22 protein-coding genes and 1 tRNA gene are annotated in these 24,431 nt (G+C 60.8%); 17 read left to right on the forward strand and 6 right to left on the reverse strand.

The annotated features are described in order from the left end of the window. Positions 1–90 precede the first annotated feature (90 nt). The 5 genes from gdhA to P0G09_RS02070 form a co-directional block, all read right to left on the reverse strand. Positions 91–1,443, reverse strand: a complete 1,353-nt coding sequence (gene gdhA / locus P0G09_RS02050) for an NADP-specific glutamate dehydrogenase (RefSeq protein WP_005933898.1) — start codon at positions 1,441–1,443, stop codon at positions 91–93. A 152-nt stretch (positions 1,444–1,595) separates the two neighbouring features. Then, positions 1,596–1,847, reverse strand: a complete 252-nt coding sequence (locus P0G09_RS02055) for a DUF1653 domain-containing protein (protein ID WP_275251791.1) — start codon at positions 1,845–1,847, stop codon at positions 1,596–1,598. Positions 1,848–1,859: 12 nt separating this feature from the next. Next, positions 1,860–2,204 (reverse strand): HepT-like ribonuclease domain-containing protein, encoded by a 345-nt coding sequence (locus tag P0G09_RS02060; protein WP_098922632.1) that lies wholly within the window; start codon positions 2,202–2,204, stop codon positions 1,860–1,862. Beyond that, a complete protein-coding gene (locus P0G09_RS02065) occupies positions 2,201–2,497 on the reverse strand; it encodes a nucleotidyltransferase domain-containing protein (protein ID WP_275251792.1) in 297 nt (98 codons plus the stop codon). Before P0G09_RS02065 ends, P0G09_RS02060 begins: the two co-directional genes overlap by 4 nt. 111 nt (positions 2,498–2,608) lie before the next feature. Then, on the reverse strand, positions 2,609–3,442 hold the full coding sequence (locus tag P0G09_RS02070) for an Mrp/NBP35 family ATP-binding protein (protein WP_154276326.1): 834 nt from the start codon (positions 3,440–3,442) through the stop codon (positions 2,609–2,611). A 177-nt stretch (positions 3,443–3,619) separates the two neighbouring features. Between P0G09_RS02070 and P0G09_RS02075 the strand changes: the two genes are divergently transcribed. The 17 genes from P0G09_RS02075 to P0G09_RS02155 all read left to right on the forward strand — a co-directional run bounded on the left by P0G09_RS02075 (position 3,620) and on the right by P0G09_RS02155 (position 22,423). Then, entirely contained in the window at positions 3,620–5,230 is a 1,611-nt protein-coding gene (locus tag P0G09_RS02075; RefSeq protein WP_275251793.1) for a polysaccharide biosynthesis C-terminal domain-containing protein, read from the forward strand. A 117-nt stretch (positions 5,231–5,347) separates the two neighbouring features. Next, on the forward strand, positions 5,348–7,246 hold the full coding sequence (locus P0G09_RS02080; RefSeq protein ID WP_005933885.1) for a nucleoside-diphosphate sugar epimerase/dehydratase: 1,899 nt from the start codon (positions 5,348–5,350) through the stop codon (positions 7,244–7,246). A gap of 174 nt (positions 7,247–7,420) precedes the next feature. Next, a complete protein-coding gene (locus P0G09_RS02085; protein ID WP_035394396.1) occupies positions 7,421–8,716 on the forward strand; it encodes a diaminopimelate decarboxylase in 1,296 nt (431 codons plus the stop codon). Positions 8,717–8,745: 29 nt separating this feature from the next. Next, positions 8,746–9,144 (forward strand): hypothetical protein, encoded by a 399-nt coding sequence (locus tag P0G09_RS02090; RefSeq protein ID WP_117503866.1) that lies wholly within the window; start codon positions 8,746–8,748, stop codon positions 9,142–9,144. Positions 9,145–9,290: 146 nt separating this feature from the next. Continuing rightward, positions 9,291–9,632 (forward strand): hypothetical protein, encoded by a 342-nt coding sequence (locus tag P0G09_RS02095; RefSeq protein WP_005933882.1) that lies wholly within the window; start codon positions 9,291–9,293, stop codon positions 9,630–9,632. A 52-nt stretch (positions 9,633–9,684) separates the two neighbouring features. Then, positions 9,685–9,759 (forward strand) — tRNA-Gly (locus tag P0G09_RS02100). Between the two features lie 126 nt (positions 9,760–9,885). Then, positions 9,886–10,245 carry a type II toxin-antitoxin system RelE/ParE family toxin gene (locus P0G09_RS02105; RefSeq protein ID WP_275251794.1) on the forward strand — a complete coding sequence of 120 codons (360 nt, stop codon included), beginning with the start codon at positions 9,886–9,888 and terminating at the stop codon, positions 10,243–10,245. Further along, positions 10,242–10,523, forward strand: coding sequence for a helix-turn-helix transcriptional regulator (locus P0G09_RS02110; RefSeq protein ID WP_156064842.1), 282 nt, complete (start codon positions 10,242–10,244; stop codon positions 10,521–10,523). The genes P0G09_RS02105 and P0G09_RS02110 overlap by 4 nt, the downstream gene beginning before the upstream one ends. Before the next feature lie 164 nt (positions 10,524–10,687). Next, the gene (gene pyrH / locus P0G09_RS02115) at positions 10,688–11,398 is read left to right on the forward strand and encodes a UMP kinase (RefSeq protein WP_005933880.1); all 711 of its coding nucleotides are present in this window, start codon (positions 10,688–10,690) and stop codon (positions 11,396–11,398) included. 87 nt (positions 11,399–11,485) lie between these two features. Next, positions 11,486–12,040: a ribosome recycling factor gene (gene frr, locus P0G09_RS02120; RefSeq protein ID WP_005933879.1), complete on the forward strand. Its 555-nt coding sequence runs from the start codon at positions 11,486–11,488 to the stop codon at positions 12,038–12,040. A 112-nt stretch (positions 12,041–12,152) separates the two neighbouring features. After that, complete coding sequence (uppS, locus tag P0G09_RS02125; protein ID WP_156061363.1) at positions 12,153–12,866, forward strand: polyprenyl diphosphate synthase; 714 nt, start codon at positions 12,153–12,155, stop codon at positions 12,864–12,866. A 30-nt stretch (positions 12,867–12,896) separates the two neighbouring features. After that, positions 12,897–13,757, forward strand: coding sequence for a phosphatidate cytidylyltransferase (locus tag P0G09_RS02130; RefSeq protein ID WP_005933875.1), 861 nt, complete (start codon positions 12,897–12,899; stop codon positions 13,755–13,757). Between the two features lie 16 nt (positions 13,758–13,773). Further along, positions 13,774–14,925 (forward strand): 1-deoxy-D-xylulose-5-phosphate reductoisomerase, encoded by a 1,152-nt coding sequence (gene dxr, locus P0G09_RS02135; RefSeq protein ID WP_098922618.1) that lies wholly within the window; start codon positions 13,774–13,776, stop codon positions 14,923–14,925. Between the two features lie 9 nt (positions 14,926–14,934). Next, positions 14,935–16,083, forward strand: a complete 1,149-nt coding sequence (locus P0G09_RS02140) for a site-2 protease family protein (RefSeq protein ID WP_275251795.1) — start codon at positions 14,935–14,937, stop codon at positions 16,081–16,083. Between the two features lie 19 nt (positions 16,084–16,102). Then, entirely contained in the window at positions 16,103–17,149 is a 1,047-nt protein-coding gene (gene ispG, locus P0G09_RS02145; RefSeq protein WP_005933865.1) for a flavodoxin-dependent (E)-4-hydroxy-3-methylbut-2-enyl-diphosphate synthase, read from the forward strand. 265 nt (positions 17,150–17,414) lie between these two features. Continuing rightward, positions 17,415–18,020, forward strand: a complete 606-nt coding sequence (locus P0G09_RS02150; RefSeq protein ID WP_275251796.1) for a Fic family protein — start codon at positions 17,415–17,417, stop codon at positions 18,018–18,020. A 113-nt stretch (positions 18,021–18,133) separates the two neighbouring features. After that, on the forward strand, positions 18,134–22,423 hold the full coding sequence (locus P0G09_RS02155) for a PolC-type DNA polymerase III (protein ID WP_275251797.1): 4,290 nt from the start codon (positions 18,134–18,136) through the stop codon (positions 22,421–22,423). A 142-nt stretch (positions 22,424–22,565) separates the two neighbouring features. Here the strand turns inward: P0G09_RS02155 and P0G09_RS02160 are convergent, their stop codons facing one another. Further along, positions 22,566–24,350 carry a Na/Pi cotransporter family protein gene (locus P0G09_RS02160; RefSeq protein ID WP_156069913.1) on the reverse strand — a complete coding sequence of 595 codons (1,785 nt, stop codon included), beginning with the start codon at positions 24,348–24,350 and terminating at the stop codon, positions 22,566–22,568. Positions 24,351–24,431: the final 81 nt, after the last annotated feature.

Raw genomic sequence — 24,431 nt, forward strand, 5'->3', positions numbered from 1 at the left:
CGGGAAAAGCTCCCGGAGATGCGGCCAGCGAATAGATACAAAAAGAGCCGCGCTCTTGCGAACGCAGCTCTTGAAAATGCTTTGGAACAATCAGTAGGTGATGCCCTGTGCCATCATGGCGGTGGCCACCTTCAGGAAACCGGCGCAGTTTGCACCGACCATCAGGTTGCCCTCGGAACCAGCGGCAACGGAAGCGTCATAGGAAGCGTGGAAGATGCCCTCCATGATGCCCTTCAGCTTTGCATCCACTTCCTCAAAGCTCCAGCTCAGACGCTCGGAGTTCTGGCTCATCTCCAGGCCGGAGGTGGCCACGCCGCCGGCGTTGGCAGCCTTTGCGGGTCCGTACAGGACACCGTTGGACAGGTAGACCTCGATGGCCTCGGGCGTGCTGGGCATGTTTGCGCCCTCGCAGACAACGGTGCAGCCGTTCTTGACCAGAGCCTCAGCGGACTCCTTGTTGATCTCGTTCTGGGTTGCGCAGGGCAGGGCGATGTCGCAGGGGACAGTCCAGACCTTGGAGCAGTCGGCAACGTAGGTTACACCGGCGTGGGTCTCGGCATACTCCTTGATGCGGCCGCGGCGGACTTCCTTCAGCTCTTTGACGTAAGCCAGATCAATGCCGTTGGGGTCGTAGACGTAGCCGTTGGAATCGGACATGGTAACGACCTTTGCGCCCAGAGACTGAGCCTTCTGGCAGGCATAGATGGCAACATTGCCGGAGCCGGAGATGACCACGGTCTTGCCCTCAAAGCTGTCGTTGCGCATACACTTCAGAGCCTCGGCGGTGAAGTAGCACAGGCCGTAGCCGGTGGCCTCGGTACGGGCCAGAGAGCCGCCGAAGGTCAGGCCCTTGCCGGTGAGCATACCGCCCTGGAAGCTGTTGGTCAGGCGCTTGTACTGGCCGAACATGTAGCCAACCTCGCGGCCGCCGACACCGATATCACCGGCGGGGCAGTCCACGAACTGGCCGATGTGGCGGTACAGCTCGGTCATAAAGCTCTGGCAGAAACGCATGACTTCCATGTCGCTCTTGCCATGGGGGTCAAAGTCAGAGCCGCCCTTGCCGCCGCCCATGGGCAGGGTGGTCAGGCTGTTCTTGAAGGTCTGCTCAAAGCCCAGGAACTTCAGGATGCCCTGGTTGACAGAAGGATGGAAGCGCAGACCGCCCTTGTAGGGGCCAATGGCGCTGTTGAACTGGACGCGGTAGCCGCGGTTCACCTGGACCTTGCCCTGATCATCGACCCAGGGCACACGGAAGGTGATGATGCGCTCGGGCTCGACCAGACGCTCGATCAGGCCAGCCTTCTCGTACTCGGGATGCTTCTCCACCACGGGCTGGATGCTCTCCAGCACCTCGCGGACAGCCTGCAGGAACTCAGGCTCATTGGCATTGCGCTGTGCAAGGCCATCGTAAACGCGCTTCAGGTATTCATTCGTCAGCATAATAGAATACTCCTTTTCCCATGATTTACACTCGCTCTGCCCACTATCACAGAGCGCTTTATCATTATAAAGCTTTGTGCAGCGATTTACAATAGAGGAAATCGGAAAATGTTTCAGTGAAGCCAAAATAAAAATGAATCCGCTTCACAGCGTCAGTGCCCGGCGGCGCTGGGGATCTCCTGCAATTCAAAGCGATATTCCTGCGCGGCATCGGGATATTTTTCCCTGTCCACGGGGCTGAGGAACATGGCAAGGGGCCGCAGCCAGAGCCCGCCGTCCCCGTAGAGCTTGCGGTAGACCACAAAGGGCTCCCCCGTTTCGGAATCGTTGGCAACGGCCTCCACCAGATAAAAGTCGCCCTTGAAGTGCCGGTACACCCGGCCGATCTTGAGTTCGTTCGGCATTTGCGTTCTCCTTTACATTCCAGCCAAAATGGCATTCACGGCAGTCACAAAGGGCTCCATATCCTCAAACAGGACTTCGACGATGATGCTCCAGTTGATACCGTCGTAATCATGCACCAGCCGGTGGCGCAGCCCGGCGACCATATTCCAGGGCTGCTCCGGATAGGAGGCCTTGAACTCCGGACTGAGCTGGTAGACCTGTTCTCCGATGTTATAGAGCGGGGTCGTGACGGCCCACTGGGAAAACTCGTCCTCGAGCAGAAGCTCCGGCGTAATGCCGCGCTTGTGCATCTCGGCTTTCAGGCTTTCCCATGTGGCAACGATCTTTTTCAGGCGCTCCTTGTCCGATCTCTTCATGCGATCTTGACCCCCTCCCGCATGATGCTTTCATAGAAGGGAGTGCCGGTGTTGACCTCCCGGATCTCAAAGGCATCCACGTCCTTCTGGGTGCGCTGGCGCAGCTCCTCCCCAAAAGCAAAGATGTCCCTTGGCCGGAAGTTGGTACCGCCCACCACGATCACATCGATATCCGAAGCGGCAGTGGCTTCTCCCCGGGCATAGGAGCCGAACAGCAGGGCGTACTCGGCGTGATATTTGTGCAGCAACTCCCGGATGACCTGCTCGATCTCAGTGCGGGAAAGCGTGTTCATGCGGACACCTCCAATCGGAAATTCTCTACCAATATTGTACCATAGAATGCCGGAAATGCAAACAAAAATCCCCCGCAGGCGGCTGGCGCTGGCGGGGGACAGGCGCATGATTTACTTCTTCAGCAGCTTCTCGCAGGCATCGGCGGCACCCTCAAGGTACTGGCCGGGGTAGGCCTCGATCATGCCGGCATCGGAGCAGGCAGCCAGCTGGGGATCGATGGGGCACTTGGCCAGCACGGGCAGGCCGTGCTTTGCGGCCACCTCATCCACATGGCTCTCGCCGAACACGCTGATCTTCTTGCCGCAGTCGGGACAGACGATGTAGCTCATGTTCTCCACGATGCCCAGCATGGGCACCTTCATCATCTCAGCCATGTTCACGGCCTTGGCCACGATCATGCTGACCAGCTCCTGGGGGCTGGCAACGACCACGATGCCGTCCACGGGCAGGCTCTGGAACACGGTCAGGGGCACGTCGCCGGTTCCCGGAGGCATGTCCACAAACAGGAAGTCTACGTCCTTCCAGACCACATCGGTCCAGAACTGCTTGACCGCACCGGCGATCACGGGGCCGCGCCACACAACGGGGTCCTCCTCGTTCTCGACCAGCAGGTTGATGCTCATCACATCAATGCCCATCCGGCTCTGGATAGGCCAGCAGCCCTTTTCATCGGCCATGGCACGGCCATGGATGCCGAACAGCTTGGGGATGGACGGGCCGGTGATGTCGGCATCCAGGATGCCGCAGTGGTAGCCACGGCGGGCCATGGCGCAGGCCAGCAGGGCACTGGTCATGCTCTTGCCGACACCGCCTTTTCCCGAAACAACGCCGATGACCTTTTTCACGCTGCTGTTGGGGTTGGGGGCATCGTGCTCAGGTGCGGCGGTGCGGGAAGAACATGCTGCCCCGCAGGTGGAACAGTCATGGGTACATTCTTCGCTCATACTCTAACCTTTTCTCCTTTATCTTAATTAGACAGATCGTCTTGACCAACCCATATCATACCATAAAACCGGGTGGGAAACAACCCACAGGGGCGCTCATCTTCACAAGAGTGCATATTGCCCGGGAAAGGCCGCATACACTGAACCGAACGCCTGTGCGGGGGAAGGAGGATGACCATGGGGCAGAGCTACCTGAAAAACGCCGCCCTCCTGACCGGGGCGGATGTCCTGCTGCGGCTGGCCGGGATGGGCCTGCGCATCTATCTGGCCAACGCCCTGGGCGGCGAGGGGATGGGGCTGTACCAGCTGGTGCTGGCGGTCTACGCGCTCTTTGTCACGCTGGCAACGGCGGGGGTCTCGGTGGCGGCCACCCGGCTGATGGCTGAGGAGCTGGCCCGGGGCCGGGCACAGGCGCGGGGGATGCTGGTGCGGCTGGCGGGCACGGGGCTACTGCTGGGCGCGGCGGCCATGGCGGCGCAGTACGGGCTGGCCGGGGCCGCTGCCCGGTGGTGGCTGGGAGATGTGCGGGCGGCTGGCGCGCTGCGGGTGTCGGCCTTCGGGATGCCCTGGATGGCCCTCTCGGCTGTGCTGCGGGGGTTCTTTATCGCCCGGCGGCGGGTGGAGCCCAATGTGCTGAGCCAGCTGGTGGAGCAGAGCGTGCGCATCGGGATCATCTGGTACGCGCTGGAATGGGGGAACGCGCCGGACGTGAGCGCCCGCTGCACGGCGGTGCTGGCCGCCACGGCGGTGAGCGAAGCGGTGTCGGCCTGCATCCTGCTGCTTTTTTACCGTGGGGAGGCGGTGCGCGCGTTCGGCGCAGAAAAGGCCCGACGGCCTGCCGACCCTGCCCGGCGGCTCTGGGAGATCCTGTGGCCGGTGGAGGGCGGGCGGTGCCTTGCCAGCGCCCTGCACACGGCGGAGAACATGCTGGTGCCCGCCTGCCTGACGGTCTGCCTGCTGGATGCCGGGGGCCGCAGTGCCGCGGTGGCCCAGTACGGCAGCCTGAAGGGGATGGCCCTGCCTCTGCTCACCTTTCCTTTTGGGCTGCTGGGGAGCCTTTCGGTGCTGCTGATGCCTGAGATCACCCAGGCCCACATCCGGGGCGAACGCGCCCGGCTGGACTGCCTGCTGGACCGGATGCTCCGGCTGACGGGCTGCTTCTCGGCGCTGGCGGGGGCGCTGTTCTGGGTGTGGGGAGAGCCGCTGGCCCTGCTGCTCTACCACAGCCAGGAGGCCGGGTTCTATCTGCGGGTGCTGGGCCCGGCCATGCCGCTGATGTATCTGGAGAGCATGGTGGACGGTGCCATGAAGGGGATGGGGGAGCAGAAGGCCGTGTTCCGGTACAGCCTGTGGGACGCGGTGCTCCGCATTGCGGGGGTGCTGCTCCTCCTGCCCAGATGGGGGATGAAGGGCTTTTTGTGGGTGATCCTGCTGTCCAGTGCCTATACCTGCCAGATGAATACAGCCCGTCTGCTGCACGTCAGCGGGCTGAAGCCCAGGCTCTGGCGGTGGCTGGGGGCTCCGGCGCTGGCGGCATTGGTCTCAGCGGGGGCGGGCGAGGGCCTGCGCGCTCTGCTGGCGGGGTGGCTGGGCAGCGGGAGCACGCCCACCCGGCTGGCGGCGCTCTGTGCGGGCGGCTTTGGCATGGCGGCAGTCTGCCTTGCCGTGCAGTGGCCGCTGGGGCTGGGCGAAGAGGTACGGGCCATCCTGCGGACAGAAAAATCCCGCAGGGAGCAGCAGAAAAGCCCGGAGAATCGGAATTGTTCTGGACACAGGGGGGAGAATTGAGTATAATACAATGGATATTATGGCGGAACAGGCGCATGGGGCTTTGGACCCTGTGGCCGGCAACGCCAGGAAAAACGGGTGCGGACAGATCCCGCCCCGATGCAAAAGAGGATTTTTGTGAAGAAAACAAAGAAGCTTGTGCCGCAGGTGCTGCTGCGCCGGATGATCCTGGTGCTGCTGGACGCGGCCATCGTGATATTCAGCTTTTACTTTGCCCTGCTGCTCCGGGCCGACGGCGCGGTGGAGGCCAGCTGGTGGCCCCACAACCGTGCCCTGCTCTACCAGAATCTGCCCTGGATCGTGGCGCTCTACCTGCTCAGCTTTCTGGCGGGCGGGCTGTACCATGTGCTCTGGAAGTATGCCGGGGAGCGTGACCTCATCCGTCTGGGCGGCATGATCGCCGTGCCCACGGGGGTGGTCTATTTCGTGAACCATTTCTGTGTCCACGGCGTGCTGTTCGATTCTGCCAACGCCATGGCCGCTGTCCTCATCTTCCTGCTGGTGGGAGGCAGCCGTCTGGCATGGCGGCTCTTCCTGAACCATCCCATCGGCGAGCGGCTGCGGGGCGTGCCCAACAAGGACCCCAACCGCCCCGTGATGATCGTGGGCGCGGGCGAGGCCGGTGCCTGGGCCATCAATGTCTGCAAATCCAACAGCAGCTACGGCCACCCCGTCGTGGCGGTGGACGATGACCTGGTCAAGCAGGGGCAGACCATCCACGGCGTGCCGGTCAAGGGCACGCTGGAGCAGATCCCCCAGCTCTGCACCCAGTACAACATCCACAACATCATCATTGCCATCCCCACCCTGCGGGGCAGCAGGCTGAACCATGTCATCGACCTCTGCGTTTCCACCCACTGCCCGGTGCAGATCCTGAGCGACCCCCAGCTGGTGGGCAGCAACGGCCCCCAGCAGGGTGCGTTCCGTGAGCTGAACACCGCCGATTTCCTCTCCCGTGACGAGGTCACGCTGGACAACGAGAAGATCTCCGGCTACCTGACCGGCAAGACCGTGCTGGTGACGGGCGGCGGCGGCTCCATTGGCAGTGAGCTCTGCCGCCAGGTGATGCGCTTCCGGCCCGGCAAGCTGCTGATCTTTGATATCTACGAGAACTGCGCCTATGAGCTGCTGATGGAGCTGCAGCAGAAGTACGGCCGCGATATCCCCGTGACCGTGCTGATCGGCTCCATCCGGGATAAAAAGCGGCTGGACGAGGTGTTTGAGACCTACCACCCCACCGTGGTGTTCCATGCAGCGGCCCACAAGCATGTGCCGCTGATGGAGATCAGCCCCGCCGAGGCTGTGAAGAACAATGTGCTGGGCACCAAGAACCTGCTCACCAGCGCCAGCGAGCACGACGTGGAGCGGTTCGTCCAGCTTTCCACCGACAAGGCGGTCAATCCCACCAGCGTGATGGGCTGCACCAAGCGGATCTGTGAGATGCTCATCCAGACCTTTGCGGGCAACACCGACATGAAGTGCGTGGCGGTCCGCTTTGGCAACGTGCTGGGCAGCCACGGCAGCGTGATCCCGCTGTTCGAGGCTCAGATCAAGAAGGGTGGCCCCGTCACCCTGACCGACCCCAACATCGAGCGCTACTTTATGACCATTCCCGAGGCGGCCCAGCTGGTGCTGCAGGCGGGCGCGCTGGCCGAGGGCGGCAGCATCTATGTGCTGGACATGGGCGAGCCGGTCAAGATCATGGATCTGGCCAAGCAGCTCATCCGCTTTTACGGCTACGAGCCGGGCGTGAATATGGAGATCAAGATCGTGGGCCTGCGCCCGGGCGAGAAGCTCTACGAGGAGCTGATGATGGACGAGGAGCAGGGCAAGATGCGCCGCACCGAGCACAACAAGATTTTTGTGGCATCGCCCCGGGACATCGACCTGGCCGTGTTCTACCAGCAGCTGCAGGATCTTGCCGCTGCCGCCCAGCACAACGACGAGGGCGTGGTGGATCAGCTGGAAAAGATGATCCCCACCTTTACCCCCACCCGGAAAAATCTAAAGGTGTAAACTCCTTCCGTCATCGCTGGCGCGATGCCACCTCCCTCAGGGAGGGAGGCTTTGCCGTGCGGTCAGGCTCCCTCTCCGAGGGAGCTGTCTGCGAAGCAGACTGAGGGAGTAAACTACGTTCGCAACTGCGGCTCCAAAGCCGTATGCGCTATAAAAACGAGAGGGAAGTATATTATGGAAAAGAGACCGTTTCTGACCGAAGAGCAGGCCCAGGAGATCATCCAGGACGTGCCCACCCCGTTCCATGTCTACGACGAAAAGGGCATCCGTGAGAACGCCCGCCGCATCAACAAGGCCTTCAGCTGGAACAAGGGCTTCCGGGAGTATTTTGCCGTCAAGGCGCTGCCCAACCCCATCATCCTGCAGATCCTGAAGGAAGAGGGCTGCGGCGTGGACTGCTCCTCCCTGACCGAGCTGATGCTGAGCGAGGCCTGCGGCTTTACCGGCAGCGATATCATGTTTTCCTCCAACCAGACCCCCGTGGAGGACATGAAGAAGGCCTACGAGCTGGGCGCATACATCAACCTGGACGATGCCACCATGGTGGACTTCCTGGACCGTGTGGCCGGGATCCCCGAGAACATCTTCTGCCGCTACAACCCGGGCGGGACCTTCCAGCTGGGCGAGAGCGAGGAGGGCTTCCAGGTTATGGACAAGCCCGGCGATGCCAAGTACGGCATGACCGAGGAGCAGATGATCGACAGCTACAAGAAGCTGATGGCAAAGGGTGCAAAGAACTTTGGCATCCATGCCTTCCTGGCCTCCAACACCATCTCCGATGCCTACTACCCTGAGCTGGCAGGCATCCTGTTCCAGCTGGCAGTCCGTGTGCAGAAGGCCACCGGTGCCCACATCGGCTACATCAACCTGTCCGGCGGCGTGGGCATCCCCTACCGCCCCGACCAGACCGAGAACGACATCATGGCCATCGGCGAGGGCGTGCGCCGGAAGTTTGAGGAGATCCTTGTGCCCGCAGGGATGGGCGATGTGGCCATCTTCACCGAGATGGGCCGCTTTACCACCGGCCCCTACGGTGCGCTGGTGGCAACTGCCATCCACGAAAAGCACATCTACAAGGAGTACATCGGTCTGGATGCCTGCGCTGCCAACCTGATGCGCCCCGCTATGTACGGCGCTTACCACCACATCACCGTGCTGGGCAAGGAGAACGCCCCCTGCGACCACAAGTACGATGTGGTCGGCGGCCTGTGCGAGAACAACGACAAGTTCGCCATTGACCGGATGCTGCCCAAGATCGACATCGGCGACCTGATCTACATCCACGACACCGGTGCCCACGGCTCCGCCATGGGCTACAACTACAACGGCAAGCTCCGCAGCGCCGAGGTCCTGCTCTGCGAGGACGGCTCTCACCGCCTCATCCGCCGCGCCGAGACCCCCCGCGACTACTTTGCAACGCTGGACTTCCTGCCCGCCATGAAGCCCCTGTTCGAGGGCTACGACGACTGAGTCCCCCCTGAAAACCTGCGAGGTGTGATATGTTTTTTGGATTCCAGCTTACCTGCGGCCTGATGATGGTCTTTTACGGCTACTCGGTGATGAAGAATCCCCGTGTGTGGGGAGACCAGGGCCGTCAGGCAGTCAAGGCGGAGAATTTCCCGGAATACTGCCGCCAGAACGGCCTGTTCTTCCTGAAGGCGGGCCTGATCATGGCGCTCATCGGCGCGCTGGACGCGCTGGTGAGCCTTTCCGGCGCGCTCTACGTCCTGCTGTATCTGTTCGGGCTGGCGTTCTCGTTCTATCCGCTGGTCAGATGGTGCCGCGAGAACGAGGGCTTCTCCTGGCCCTGGCCCCATGTGGAAAGCGAGAAGAAGCGGATCAAAAAGCTGCGCAGGGAGCAGGAACAGGAGCAGCAGGGCGGCTCTGAGAAAAAATAAGAGAAAACCGGAACGCGGCGCTCTCCCTGAAGAAGGGAGGGCGCTGCTTTTGTCTGCTGAAGTTTCGACCCTTGACAGCCGGAGCTGCAGAACCTATAATGAAACCACGATGACCCCTCTTGAAACACATTTGGAGGTACAAAACCATGATCAACTATCCCAAGAATTATGCTCCTCTGGCTGAAGAGGAAATGGAGTACACCAGCGGCGGCCTGTCCATCAACTGGATGGCACTGGGCTCCACCGTTATGGGCCTGGCCACCAGTATGCTGGCCTACCTGAATGTCTCCAACATTGCCGGTGTGGCGGTCCAGCTGCAGAAGAAGGACCCCGAGAAGTACCCTGAGCCGGAAGGCACCATCAACGGCAACCTCATCATCGATTCCACCCTGACCTATTTCTCCAGCGTGGCCGGCATCGGCATGGGCCTGCTGAACATCGCTGCGGGCGTGGGCACCGTCTACCTGGGCATGAAGTCCGGTTCTTAAAAATTAGCACTGGACATTTGAGCCAAAACGTGGTATAATTCATCCTGCATTCGCGGGCATCGTACATCGGCTAGTATATCAGCCTTCCAAGCTGAGGAGGTGGGTTCGATTCCCATTGCCCGCTCCATGCAGAAAAGGCGCTGATTCGTTCAGAATCGGCGCTTTTTGTTTTGCCTGTAACCCACTTGACAATGGCAGCCTGATCCGCTATACTGAATATAGGATAAAACCACTATTTAATGGAGGCGGCGGCGTGCAGGAATACGAGATCGAATTTTATGACAAAGCCGATGGCTCCGAACCGGCGAAAGAGTTTATTCTGGCTCTGGATGCGAAAATGCGGGCTAAGGTCGTGCGCACGGTCGGGCTTCTCCGGGAGGAAGGGCCTTCACTGCGGGAGCCGTACTCCAAGCATCTGGAGGATGGCATTTTTGAGATCCGCACCAAGTTCGGCTCCGACATTACCCGTGTGCTGTACTTTTTTGTGATCGGCAGAAGGATCATCCTTACGAACGGTTTTGTCAAAAAGGCGCAGAAGACACCTGCTTCCGAGATCGCACTTGCAAAGCAGTACCGTGCCGATTATCTCAGCCGAAGGGAGTGCTCCAAATGACCAATTTCAATGATTTTCTCAATGAACAGATGAAAGACCCTGAGTTTAAGGCAGAGTGGGATGCCCTTGACCCAGAATTTGCTGTGATCGAGGCGATCCTTGCCGCCCGGAAGGAAAGCGGACTGACCCAGCAGCAACTTTCCGAGCGCACCGGCATTGCCCAGACAGACATCAGCAAGCTGGAGCGCGGCAACGGAAATCCTTCGCTTCGCACCCTGCAGCGGCTGGCTGCCGGTATGGGAATGCGGATCAAGATCGAATTTGTTCCGGCAAAGTGAATCTCAAAGCAGATGGCCTGCGGGCTGTCTGCTTTTTTGATGGGGAGAGCTTGTTCACTTTACCTGTTTACTTTGAAGCGATTTTATAGTAAAATAAGATGAATAAATCAGGGGCAGGGGAAACTCCGGCCTGATGAGAGAAATGATTTAGGTGGTGTATTGATATGGCATTGAAATATCAGCGGATCCTTCTGAAGATCAGCGGCGAGGCCCTGGGCGGCGAAAAGGGCACCGGCTTTGACGAGCCGACCATGGACGCGATCTGCGGCGGCGTGAAAAAGGCCCACGATCTGGGCGTGCAGATCGGCATCGTGGTGGGCGGCGGCAACTTCTGGCGCGGCCGTTCCAGCGGAAAAATGGAGCGCACCCTGGCCGACAAGATCGGAATGCTGGCGACCGTGATGAACGCGCTGGCCGTCTCCGACAAGCTGGAGCAGCTGGGGGTGGAGACCGAGGTGTTCACCTCCATCACCATGCCGCAGGTGGCTCCCGCCTTTACCCGCAAGGATGCCCTGAAGGCCATGGCAGACGGCAAGATCGCTATCTTCGGCGGCGGCACCGGCAACCCCTTCTTCTCCACCGATACCACCACGGCCCTGCGTGCCGTTGAGGTGAGTGCGGACATCATGTTCAAGGCCACCATGGTGGACGGCGTGTACGACAAGGACCCCCACAAGTACCCCGATGCCAAAAAGTACGACACCCTGACCTTTACCAAGGTGCTGGAGGATCGCCTGGCTGTGATGGACGGCACTGCCGCCACCCTCTGCCGCGACAACAAGCTCCCCATCCTGGTCTTTGACCTGGCCGACCCGGACAACATTGCAAAGGCCGTGCAGGGCGAGAACGTTGGCACCCTGGTCTACGAGGGCTGAGCATAGCCCGCATCCCCGTACCATAGAATGGAACAGGCAGCAATCACAGCGCCTGTGCAGAACAATATATAACAGGAGAAAAGGACAATGAGCAGCAACACCAAGGCATTTGAAGAAAAGATGAAGAGCTCCGTGGAGCATCTGGACCGCGAGCTGGCCGCTGTGCGTGCAGGCCGCGCCAACCCCGCCGTTCTGGACAAGGTGAGCGTGGACTACTACGGTGCCCCCACTCCCATCCAGCAGGTGGCCTCTGTGGCCGTGAGCGAGGCCCGCACCCTGACCATCACCCCCTGGGACCGCACCCTGCTGCGCGCCATCAGCAAGGCCATCATGGCCAGCGATGTGGGCATCACCCCCATTGATGACGGCTCCACCATCCGCCTGAACTTCCCGGCTCCCACCGAGGAGCGCCGCAAGCAGCTGGCAAAGGAAGTTGCCAAGCTGGGCGAGGAGGCCAAGGTAGCCGTGCGCAATGTCCGCCGTGACGCTATGGACAAGGCCAAGGCCATGAAGAAGGCCGGTGAGCTGACCGAGGACACCCAGAAGACCATGGAAGAAGAGGTCCAGAAGCTGACCGATAAGTATATCAAGAACATCGACGCAGCCGTTGAGGAAAAGCAGAAGGAGATCATGTCCGTCTGATCGCCGCGGCGAAACGAAACGTGTGAGGTGCCGTGCGCTGGAACGAGTGCGCGGCACTTTTTGCCGAAACCGGGGCAGGGAACCCCCGCCCCGCAAACGCAGGAGAATGATTATGAACCATCCCAAAGAATTTGCCGAGGGCCTTTCCATCGGCATCATCATGGACGGCAATGGCCGCTGGGCCAAGCAGCGGGGTCTGCCCCGCACCGCGGGCCACAAAAAGGGTGCCGCCGTGTTTCAGGATATCGCCAACTACTGCGAGGAGCTGGGCGTTTCGTCCGTGACCTTCTACGCCTTCTCCACCGAGAACTGGAAGCGCCCGCTGGAAGAGGTCTCTGCCATTATGAAGCTGTTCGGCGAGTATCTGCTCAGGGGCTTCAATTATAAGGACCGCAACATCCGCATCAAGTTCCTGGGCGACCGGGCCGCGCTGGATGCAAAGCTCCAGAAGCTGATGAACGAGCTGGAGGAGGACTCCGCCGCCAAGACCGGCATGACCCTGAACATTGCTGTGAACTACGGCGGCCGCCCCGAGATCGTGCGGGCCGCCCGGCAGCTGGCCCAGCAGGTGGCAGAGGGCACCCTCAAGCCCGAGGACATCACCGAAGAGATGATGAGCGACCACATGTATACCGCCGGCCAGAAGGACCCGGATTTCATCCTGCGTCCCTCGGGCGAGAAGCGCCTTTCCAACTTCATGCTCTGGCAGGCCGCTTACGCCGAACTGGTGGAGATGGATGTGCTCTGGCCTGATTTCACCCGTGATGACCTGGATGCCGCCATCACGGAGTTCAACAAGCGCTCCCGCCGGTTTGGCGGCATCTGACCCTTGCAATTCCCAAAAGGAGAAATTTGAATGAAAACTCGTATCATAACCGCAATTGTGGGCATCCTCGTCCTGATCGGGGTGCTGTTCACCTTTGACACGCTGGTGTTCAATTTTGTCATTGCCGCCATCACCCTGATCGCCATCCACGAGGTCTTCAAGGCCCTGGGCTTTGGCAGAAAGGAATGGCCCATGTACGCCGTGTTCGTGCCCTACACCCTGCTGATCATGCTGTCCAGCTATCAGGTGTGGCGGCGGCTGGTCATGCCGGCCTCCTTTTTGATGGTGCTGTTCTTCGGCATCTATCTGGTGGTGCGCAACGCACAGGTGGATTTTGCAAAAGCCAGCGGTCTGGTGATGTTTTCCGGCATCGTGATCTTCTGCTTCTACTCCTTTATCCGTTTGAAGGAGCTGCTGCCGGTGGAGACCTACGGCTATGACGCGATGTTCTTTATTCTGCTCATCCTCTGCTTTGCCTGGGGCGGCGATACCTGCGCTTACTTTGCAGGCAGAGCCTTTGGCAAGCACAAACTCTGCCCCGTGGTCAGCCCCAAAAAGACCGTGGAGGGAGCCATTGGCGGCGTGCTGGGCACCATGGTGTTCGGCGTGATCGCCACCGTCATCTACTCCATTGCGGCCAACCGGATGGAGGCGTTCACCCGCACCAACATCGGCGTTTCGATGTACGTGATCATTGCCCTGCTGGCCTGCGTGGCCGCTGTGCTGGGCATCTACGGCGACCTGTTCGCCAGCGTGGTCAAGCGCCAGTGCGGCATCAAGGATTATGGCACCATCTTCCCGGGCCACGGCGGCATTCTGGACCGCTTCGACAGCGTCATGTTCATTGCGCCGTTCGTCACCATGGTGGTCATCGCTGTTTTCTATCACTGAATGCAGGAGGTAGCTTATGTCTAAAAAAATCACGCTGCTGGGTTCTACCGGTTCCATCGGCACCCAGAGCCTGGATGTCATCCGTGCCCAGGGGTATGAGGTGTTCGGCCTTTCCGCCCACAGCCATGTGGAGAAGATCCTGGAGCAGATCGAGGAGTTCCACCCCCGGTATGTCTGCATGACCGACCCCGATGCCGCCGCCCGGCTGGACGCGGCGCTGGCGGGCCGTGCCAACGCCCCCCGGCTGCTGACCGGCCCCGAGGGCCTGAAGGAGCTGGCCGCCATGGAAGGCCCCGATGTGGTGCTGAACAGTGTGGTGGGCATCGCCGGTCTGGGTGCCAGCCTGACCGCCATTGAGAGCGGCCACGATCTGGCCCTTGCCAACAAGGAGAGCCTTGTCACGGGCGGTCACCTGGTGACCCAGGCCGTGGCAAAGCACGGCGTGAAGCTGCTGCCTGTGGACAGCGAGCACTCCGCCATCTTCCAGTGCCTGCAGGACAAGGAGAGCGCCAAGAGCCTGACCAAGATCCTGCTCACGGCCTCCGGCGGCCCCTTCTTCGGCATGAAGACTGAGGAGCTGCGGGGCAAGACCAAGGCCGATGCCCTCAAGCACCCCAACTGGAACATGGGTGCCAAGATCACCATCGACTCCGCCACCCTGATGAACAAGGGCCTGGAGCTGATCGAGGCAGTCTGGCTGTTCGGCCTGCCCCCCGAGAAGATCCAGATCGTGGTGCAGCGCCAGAGCATTGTCCACTCTGCCGTGCAGTACAGCGATAATTCCATCATCGCCCAGCTGGGCGTGCCCGATATGCGCATCCCCATCCAGTACGCCCTGACCTACCCGGCCCGTGTGCCCGGTGTGGTGCCCGAGCTGGACTTTACCACTCTGAAGCTGCTGACCTTCGATGTGGCCGACGAGGAGACCTTCCGCTGCCTGGCTGCCTGCAAAAAGGCCATCAAGAAGGGCGGTCTGGGCCCCTGCGCCGCCAACGGTGCCAACGAGGAGGCAGTCAAGCTCTTCCTCGAGGATAAGATCGGCTTCCTCGATATCGGCCGTCTGGTGGAGGCTGTTGTGGACAGCGACAGCTTTGGCGGCGATTACACCCTGGCCGATGTGTATGAGTGCGACAAGATGGCCCGCGCCTTTGTGAGAGCGCACCTGTAAGGAGAACTGATGTCTTTTATTGTCACCTTTATTGCTGCGGCGTTCGTGTTCAGCGCTGTGATCGCCATCCATGAGTTCGGCCACTTCATGGTGGCAAAGCTCTGCGGTGTGCAGGTCAACGAGTTCTCCATCGGCATGGGGCCGGTGCTGTGCAAGCGGGTGCGCAAGGGCACCCAGTACAGCATCCGCGCCCTGCCTGTGGGCGGCTTTGTGGCGCTGGAAGGGGAGGAAAGCCCCGAGAGCAAACAGGCGGAGGAACGGTCAAACCCCTCAGCCGCCGATGGCGGCAGCTCCCCTGATAGGGGAGCCCTTGGCATAGCGGAGACTTCCCCCGAGGAGGAAAAGCCTGCTGGTATTCCTCTGAATGAGGCCCCTGTGTGGCAGCGGGCCCTCATCATGCTGGCGGGTGCCGGGATGAACTTTGTGCTGGGCTTTGTGGTCATGGCCATCCTCATCACAGCCCAGAGCGAGCCCATCACCAGCAAGGTCCTCTATCAGGTGGAGGAAAACGCCCTCTGCGGCCAGACCGGCCTGCAGGCAGGGGATAAGATCCTTGCGGTGAACGGCCGCCGCTGCTTTGTGGCAAACGATATCCTCTATGAGCTGATGCGCACGGAGGACTACACCGCCGATTTCACCGTTCTGCGGGACGGCAAAAAGGTGGAGCTGCCCGGTGTGCAGTTCGACACCTGGCAGGATGACAAGGGCGAGACCCACATGAGCCTGGGCTTTACAGTCTACGGCATCAAAAAAACACCGCTGAACGTGCTGAAAGAGGCGGGCAACAGTGTGCTCTACTACGGGCGCATCATCTTTGCCTCCCTCTCCGACCTGCTGCGGGGGCGGGAGAGCATCAACGACCTCTCCGGCCCGGTGGGCATCGTAACGGCCATCGGGCAGGCCGCCAGCTACGGCTGGCAGGACCTGCTGGAGATGCTGGCGCTCATCACCGTGAATGTGGGCATCTTCAACCTGCTGCCCTTCCCGGCGCTGGACGGCGGCAAAGTGGTGTTCCTGCTCATTGAGGGCGTGACCGGCCATGCCGTGCCCGAAAAGATCCAGAGCGGCCTGATCGTGGCAGCCTTTGCGCTGCTGTTCGGGCTGATGATTTTTGCAACTTACAACGATATCCTCCGGCTCATTACCGGGGCAATGTGATACGGAAAGGAAAACGACCATGCGGCAGCTGAAACGAGAAGTGAAGATCGGCAATGTGACCATTGGCGGCAACAACCCCATTGCGGTGCAGACCATGCTGAATGTCCCCGTGGAGGACATTGAGGGCAACGTTGCCCAGGCAAAGCGCTGTGAGGCGGCGGGCTGCCAGATCCTGCGTGTGACCTGCCCCAGCGCGGCGGATGCCAAGTGCATCGAGGCCGTGAAGAACGCGGTGAACATCCCCATCGTGGCGGATATCCACTTTGACTACAAGGCAGCGCTGGCCTGCGCCGACGTTGGTGTGGACAAGATCCGCATCAACCCCGGCAACATCGGCGACGACGACCGGGTCAAGGCCGTGGTGCAGGCCTGCCAGCAGAAGAACATCCCCATCCGCATCGGTGTGAACGGCGGCAGCCTGGAAAAGCACATCCTGGCAAAGTACGGTGCACCCGTGCCCGAGGCCATGGTGGAAAGCGCCCTGTACCATGTCCGCCTGCTGGAGAAGTTCGATTTCAACAACATCGTCATCTCCATCAAAAACTCCAACGTGCCCCGCATGATGGAGGCCTACCGCCAGCTGAGCGCTGTGACCGATTACCCCCTGCATGTGGGCGTGACCGAGGCAGGTACTTACCAGATGGGTCTGCTCAAGAGCGGCATGGGCATCGGCGGGATGCTGCTGGAGGGCATCGGCGATACCATCCGCGTCTCGCTGGCCGCCGAGCCCGAGAAGGAAGTGGAAGCAGGCTACAACATCCTGCGCGCCGTGGGCTTCCCCGTGGCTGGCCCCGAGGTCATCACCTGCCCCACCTGCGGCCGCACCCAATACCCCTGCACCGAGATCGCCAACGAGGTGGAAAAGCGCCTGCAGGGCTATAAGAAATCCATCAAGGTGGCCGTGATGGGCTGCGTGGTCAATGGCCCCGGCGAGGCCCGCGAAGCCGATATCGGCATTGCAGGCGGCAAGGGCGAGGCTGTCCTCTTCATCCACGGCCAGCCCATCAAGAAGCTGACCGGGGATAATATCCTCGACCAGTTCATGGAGGAAATCTATAAGATTTAAAAGGAAATAAACCCCACCGTCATTGCTTCGCAATGCCACCGTACGGGTTGCGGCACCCAGCGTCCACATCGTGCAAAGCACTCGTGTCCTGCTGGCCGCTGCCCCAACAAGTCCTCCCTGTTTCCGCCACTGGCGGCGGTCGTCGTCGTTGCCTAATAGGGGCGGCCTTGGCAAAACTGGAAAGCTTTACGCCATGCCAAGGGCCCCCCTACTAGCGGGGGCTGGCACGCGAAGCGTGACTGGGGGGTTAAGCAGGGAGACCACTATGCCTTTGGAAAATAAACTGCACCTGACCGACGAGGCCGCGCTGGCCCGGGCTGAGGAAAAGATCAGCAAGACCAAAGCGCTGGAGCTTTACGATACCGGTCTGCTGGACACCTTTCCGGTGGGAACATTTGAAGGACTGGCGGATATCCACCGGTATCTGTTTGAGGATATCTATTTCTTTGCCGGGCAGATGCGCACCGTGAACATTGCCAAGGGCAATTTCCGGTTCGCACCCGTCATGTATCTGGCCCCGGCGCTGGAAAGCATCGATGCCATGCCCCAGTCTACCTTTGATGAGATCATCGAAAAGTATGTGGAGATGAACGTTGCCCACCCCTTCCGGGAAGGCAATGGCCGTAGCACCCGCATCTGGCTGGACTGCATCCTGAAAAAGGAACTGCATCAGGTCATTGACTGGAGCCGGGTGGATAAGAGCGATTATCTCCTTGCCATGGAGCGCAGCCCCGTCAAGGACGTGGAGATCAAAGCCCTGCTCCGTGCAGCCCTCACAGACCGGATCACAGACCGGCTGGTCTATATGAAGGGCATCGACGCAAGCTATCATTATGAGGGCTATCACGTCTTTAGGACAGCAGAACTGTAAATGAAACCCCACCGTCATCCCTGCGGGATGCCAAGGGCCCCCCTATTAGCGGGGGCTGGCACGCGAAGCGTGACTGGGGGGTTAAGCAACAACATCAAAAGGAGTAACCCATCGTGACACCACTTGTATCTCAGCTATGGCCGCAGTTCATGGCGGACCCGGATTTCGCGGCCAGTTTCGGGCGCGTGATCGTGGAGCATGCCCGGATGCTGCGGCAGGAGCGGCAGGTCGTTTTTACCCTGCGCAGTGCCGCCCCGCTGGACAAGGGGCTGTGCGCCCGGCTGCTGGCCTCCCTGCAGCCGGATTATGAGGGCTTTGAACTGAAGATCGACAACCTCTTCGGCTATGCCACGCTGGACGAAGCCGCCCTGCGGGAGCTGATGGAGGAGATGAAGCGGGACGGCATCCCCATCAACGGCTTTCTGGACCGGTGCCGGATCACCATCACCGGCCAGAACATCACGGTGGGGGTCTGCCACGGCACCAAGTTTTTGCAGGAGATGGAGTTTGAGCGCCTGCTGGCGGACCGCGTTGCCGCCCACACCGGTGTCAGGCCCAAAGTCACCCTGACAAGCGCGGTGGGCGAGGCCGAACAGCGCCAGATGGAGGAAAAGCTGGAGCGCAAGATCGCCCCGCCGGTGGTCAAGTTCGAGAAAAAGAACACCGCCCCCTCCATCAAGGTGGAGGGCCTTGACCTGACCGACAAGCCCGTGACCATTTTCCACGGCAAGATGTTCACCCCCAAGAACCTCACCCCCCTCAAGGACCTGGGCGGCGAGGGCGGCAAGTGCGTGATCTGGGGCGACGTGTTCTTTACCGAGGTCAAGGGCAACTACCGCAAGATCTACACGGTGTCCATCACCGATTACACCGGCTCCATCAACCTGAAGATCCGTGCGCAGGAAGGGGAGGACTGCTCCAAGTGGGAGAACATCGCCAAGGGCACCACCCTGCTGGTGCGCGGCGACTGCACCTACGACAAGTACGAGCACGACTACATCGTCTACCCCTACGATGTCCTGTTCGTGGAGCGGAAAAAGCGGGAGGACAACGCCCCGGAAAAGCGGGTGGAGCTTCACCTGCATACCAAGCTGTCCAGCATGGATGCCTTCTGCGACCCGGGCGGCATCGTCAAGCTGGCCCACCGGATGGGCCACCCTGCCATTGCCATCACCGACCACGGTGTCTGTCAGGGCTACCCGGAGGCCATGCTGGCCACCGACGAGATCCACAAGAGCGACCCGGATTTCAAGCTGATCTACGGCTGCGAGGCCTACTTTGTGGATGATATGGTGCCCTGCGTCTACGGCGTGAAGGACCAGCCGCTGGACGGCGAGTTCTGCGTGTTCGACACCGAGACCACCGGCCTGGACCCCGGCGTGGAGTACCTGACCGAGATCGGCGCGGTGATCGTGCGGAACGGGGAAGTGGTGGAGGAGTTCGACACCTTTGTCAAGCCGGGCAAGCCCATCACCCCCAAGATCACCGAGCTGACCGGCATCACCAACGAGATGGTGGCCGATGCCCCCGGGGAGAAGGAAGCGCTGGAAGCCTTTCTCCGGTTCGCGGATGGCCGCATCCTGGTGGCCCACAATGCCCATGCGTTCGATATCCGCTTCCTGAAAGCCGCCGCCAAGCGCAGCGGCATTTCCTTTGAGCCGACCTATATCGACACCCTGACCATGGCGCAGGCCATGTACCCGGGCCTGCACAACTACAAGCAGGGGACCATCAACAAGCATCTGGAGCTGCCCAGCTACGAGGCCCACCGCGCCTGCGAGGACTCCGCCGCGCTGGGCCGCATCTTCTGCGTCATGCTCAGTGACCTTGCCGAGAAAGAGGTCACCACCGTGGAGGGCATCAACACCGGTCTGGGCGGCAACCGGGAGGTGCTGAAAAAGAAGTACTTCCACCTCATCATTCTGGTCAAGAACCAGATGGGCCTGAAGAACCTGTACAAGATCGTGAGCGAGGCCCACGTCAACTACTTCTTCAAGAAGCCCCGTGTGCCCCGCAGCCTGCTGAACAAGTACCGCGACGGCCTGATCCTGACCAGCGCCTGCGAGGCGGGCGAGCTCTACCGTGCCGTTGTGGAGGGGCGCTCCTACGAGGAACTGAAGAAGATCGCCTCCTACTACGACGTGCTGGAGATCCAGCCCCTGGGCAACAACGAGTATATGGTGCGGGACGGCAAGGTGGAGAGCGAGGAGGTCATCAAGGACTTCAACCGCACCATCATCCGGCTGGGCGAGGACCTGCACAAACCGGTCATCGCCACCGGCGACGTGCACTTTACCGAGCCGGAGGATGCCATCTACCGCACGGTGCTGCAGGCGGGCAACGGCTTCAAGGATGCGGACACCCAGCCCCCGCTGTTCTACCGCACCACTGAGGATATGCTGAAGCAGTTCAGCTACCTGCCCAAGGAAAAGGCCTACGAGATCGTGGTGACCAACCCCCGCAAGATCGCGGCCACCATCGACAACAACGTGCGGGCCATTCCGCGCGGCACCTACCCGCCCAGCATCGAGGGCGCGGAGCAGCAGCTGCGCGATGCCACCTGGGAACACGCCAAGCGGGATTACGGCGACCCCCTGCCCAAGATCGTGGAGGACCGCCTGAAAAAGGAGCTGGACTCCATCTGCGGCCACGGCTACGCTGTTCTGTACGTCATTGCCGTCAAGCTGGTGGCCTACTCCAACGCGGGCGGCTATCAGGTGGGCAGCCGTGGCTCGGTGGGCTCCTCTGCCGTGGCCCACTTCTCCGGCATTTCGGAGGTCAACAGCCTGCCGCCTCACTACCGCTGCCCCAAGTGCAAGTACAGCGAGTTCATCACCGACGGCAGCGTGGACGACGGCTTTGACCTGCCCGATAAGGACTGCCCCCACTGCGGCACCCGGATGCTGGTGGACGGCCACGACATCCCCTTTGAGACCTTCCTGGGCTTCTACGGCGACAAGGAGCCTGATATCGACCTGAACTTCTCGGGCGAGTATCAGTCCAACGTCCACCGCTACACCGAGGAGCTGTTCGGCAAGGCCAATGTGTTCAAGGCGGGCACGGTGTCCGGCATTCAGGACAAGACCGCCTACGGCTACGTCAAAAAGTATCTGGAAGCCCGCGGCAAAACCGTCAACCACGCCGAGGAGAACCGCCTGACCCTGGGCTGCACCGGTGTCAAGCGCACCACCGGCCAGCACCCCGGCGGCATGGTGGTTGTGCCCGATACCTACGAGATCTACGATTTCTGCCCCATCCAGCACCCGGCGGATGATGTGGCGGGCGGCCTGCTCACAACGCATTTCGAGTTCAAGTACCTCCACGACACCCTGCTCAAGCTGGACGAGCTGGGCCACGATATGCCCACCTTCTACAAGTATTTTGAGGAGTACACCGGCATCCCCGTGGACAGCATCCCCATGAACGACCCCCGGGTGTACAGCCTGCTCACCAGCCCGGAGGAGCTGGGCGTGACCCCGGAGCAGATCGACAGCCAGACCGGCACCTTCGGCATCCCGGAAATGGGCACCAACTTCGTGCGCGGAATGCTGGTGGAGGCCCGGCCCCGGAACTTTTCGGAGCTGATCCAGATCTCGGGCCTGTCCCACGGCACCGATGTCTGGACCGGCAACGCCGACGAGCTGATCCGCAGCGGCACCTGCACCATCGCGGAGGTCATCGGCTGCCGTGACAGCATCATGCTTTACCTGCTGCGCAAGGGGCTGGAGCCCAAGATGGCCTTTGATATCATGGAGGCTGTCCGTAAGGGCAAGGTGGCCAAGGGCGGCTTCAAGCCCGGCTGGGAAGAAGCCATGCGGGAGCACGAGGTGCCGGACTGGTACATCGAGTCCTGCCGCAAGATCAAGTATATGTTCCCCAAGGCCCACGCTGTGGCCTACCTGATGAGCGCCATCCGGCTGATGTGGTTCAAGCTCTACCGCCCGGCAGAGTTCTACGCCGTTTACTTCACCGTGCGCGGCGATGATATCGACTATGAGGCCGCTGTGGGCGGTGCGGCTGTGGCCCGCGCCCACATGGAGGCGGTGAAGCGCCGCCTGAAAGAGGAGAAGAACGCCAAGGACGAGGACGTGCTGGTCAGCCTGCAGCTGGTCAACGAAATGCTGTCCCGCGGATATGAGTTCCTGCCCATCGAGCTGGGCAAGAGCCGCGGCAACAAGTATATCGTGGAGGATGGCAAGGTGCGCCTGCCCTTCTGTGCCCTGAAAGGCGTGGGCGGCACTGCCGCCGCCTCGCTGGAGCGTGCCACCATCGACGGGCAGGAGTATATCTCCGTGGAGGAGCTCCAGCAGGCCACCGGCGTGACCAGCGCCGTGCTGGAAAGCCTGCGCACCGCCGGTGTGCTGGCAGACCTGCCCGAAAGCAGCCAGGTGAGCTTCTTCTGACCCCTTGACTTTTTGGGGAAGGCAGGCTCAGGCTCCGAATCGTTCATCAAGTGCAACAAAAAAATCCCCTGCCAATATCCGGCAGGGGATTTTTGAGTTGTGTGGTGCAGCAGCTGCTTCCCTTGCAGATGCATTGGCCCCTTTACGCTTCCTTTTCCATCGCAAGCAGCGGGGTCAGGTACTCCTTGCAGCATTCCTCGTACATGAGGGAGTATTCCTTGCTGGGGTTGTGGTGCATCAGGCTCTTGAGGGTGTGGGAATCGTAGTCATCGCCCTCGCTGGTGCCCACCAGACGGGCCGCCACATTGGAGCAGTGGTCGGAGATGCGCTCCACATTGTTCAGCACATCCAGGAACACCACGCCGGTATCAATGGAGCAGATGCCATCCTTCAGGCGCTTGATGTGGCCGTCGCGGAGCTTCTCCACCAGAATGTCGATGACCTCTTCCAGCGGCTCCACCTGACGGGCCAGCGCGATGTCATCGTTCTCAAAGGCATCATTGGTGCGGGTCAGGATCTGCTCCAGCGCGGAATCCAGCAGCTTCAGCTCGTTCTTGGCAATGTCGCTGAAGGAGGCCTCTTTCTCGTAGAGCTCCACAGCCTTTTCCTGAATGTTCACGGCGTAGTCGCCGATGCGCTCGAACTCGGTGACAAAGTTCAGCAGCTCGGTCACGGCGTGGCTCTCGTCGTCGCCCAGCTCCTGGTCAGTCATCTTGATGAGGTAGTTGGAGATCTCCACCTCCATCCGGTCGATAAGGTTCTCCCGCACATTGATGGCGCTCACCACGTCCTCATCCATCTTGAGCAGCAGGGGAGTGGAGAGGCTGACGTTGCGGGCGGCACGGCGGGACATCTTGACCACGGCGCTCTTGGCCTGCTGCAGGGCCACGGCCGGGCTCTTGAACAGACGCTCATCCAGCACGGGCATACTCATCTCCTGTGCTTCCTCGGCGCTGTTGGGCACGGTGAGCATGGCCAGCTTGGAGAGCACACTGCTGAAAGGCAGGAACAGCAGCATGGCCGCCACACTGGAAAGGGTGTGGATGTTTGCAATGGTGCTCTTGTTCATCACGTCGCCCCACACCGGGATGCCGATGGTGTACCGCACGGCGTAAATGGCACCCAGCAGCACAAAGCTGCCGATGATGTTGAAATACAGGTGGATCAGGGCGGCGCGCTTGCCGTCCTTGGAGGAGCCGCCGATGGTCAGCAGCGGGGTAAAGGCGGTGCCGATGTGGGCACCCAGAATGATGGGGATGGCGCTGCCAAAGGTGACAAGGCCGGTGCTGGACAAGGCCTGCAGGATACCCACCGAGGCCGAGGAGGACTGGATGATGACGGTGACGACCATGCCCACCAGCACGCCCAGCACGGGGTTGGTCATGCTGACGAACAGCTCCTGAAAGGCTGCGCTCTCCCGCAGGGGGGACACGCCGGTGTCCATCAGGCTCATGCCCGTGAACAGGATGCCGAAGCCCAGCATGATCTGGCCGACGTTCTTCTTTTTGGCGTTGCGCAGGAACACATAAAAAATGCAGCCGACAAATGCCACCACCGGCGCAAACGTCTTGGGCTGGATGAGGGTCAGCAGAAGGCTTTCACCCGAGATATCCGCCATGCGGATGAGCTGACCGGTGACCGTGGTACCAATGTTTGCACCCATGATGACACCCACCGACTGCGTCAGGGTCATAATGCCAGAGTTGACAAGGCCGACACAGATGACGACTGTGCCTGCGGAGGACTGGATCACGCCGGTGATGAGGGTGCCGAAAATGACACCCTTGATGGTGGAGGAGGTCAGCTTTTGCAGCACGCCCTGCATCTTGCCGCCCGCCAGCTTTTCCAGGCCGGCACCCATGATCGACATACCATAGAGGAACAGCGCAATACCGCCCAACAATGAGGTGATGTGTGTGATATCCATCTCGATACTCCTAAAAACTTCCTTTTGCTCTTAAAACAAACCAAGGACGGCCGCCCGGGGCTTCCTGCCCTGAACGCCGTC

The sequence above is a fragment of the Faecalibacterium sp. DFI.5.82 genome, from assembly GCF_029076575.1.
GTDB classification, from domain to species: Bacteria; Bacillota; Clostridia; order Oscillospirales; family Ruminococcaceae; genus Faecalibacterium; species Faecalibacterium duncaniae.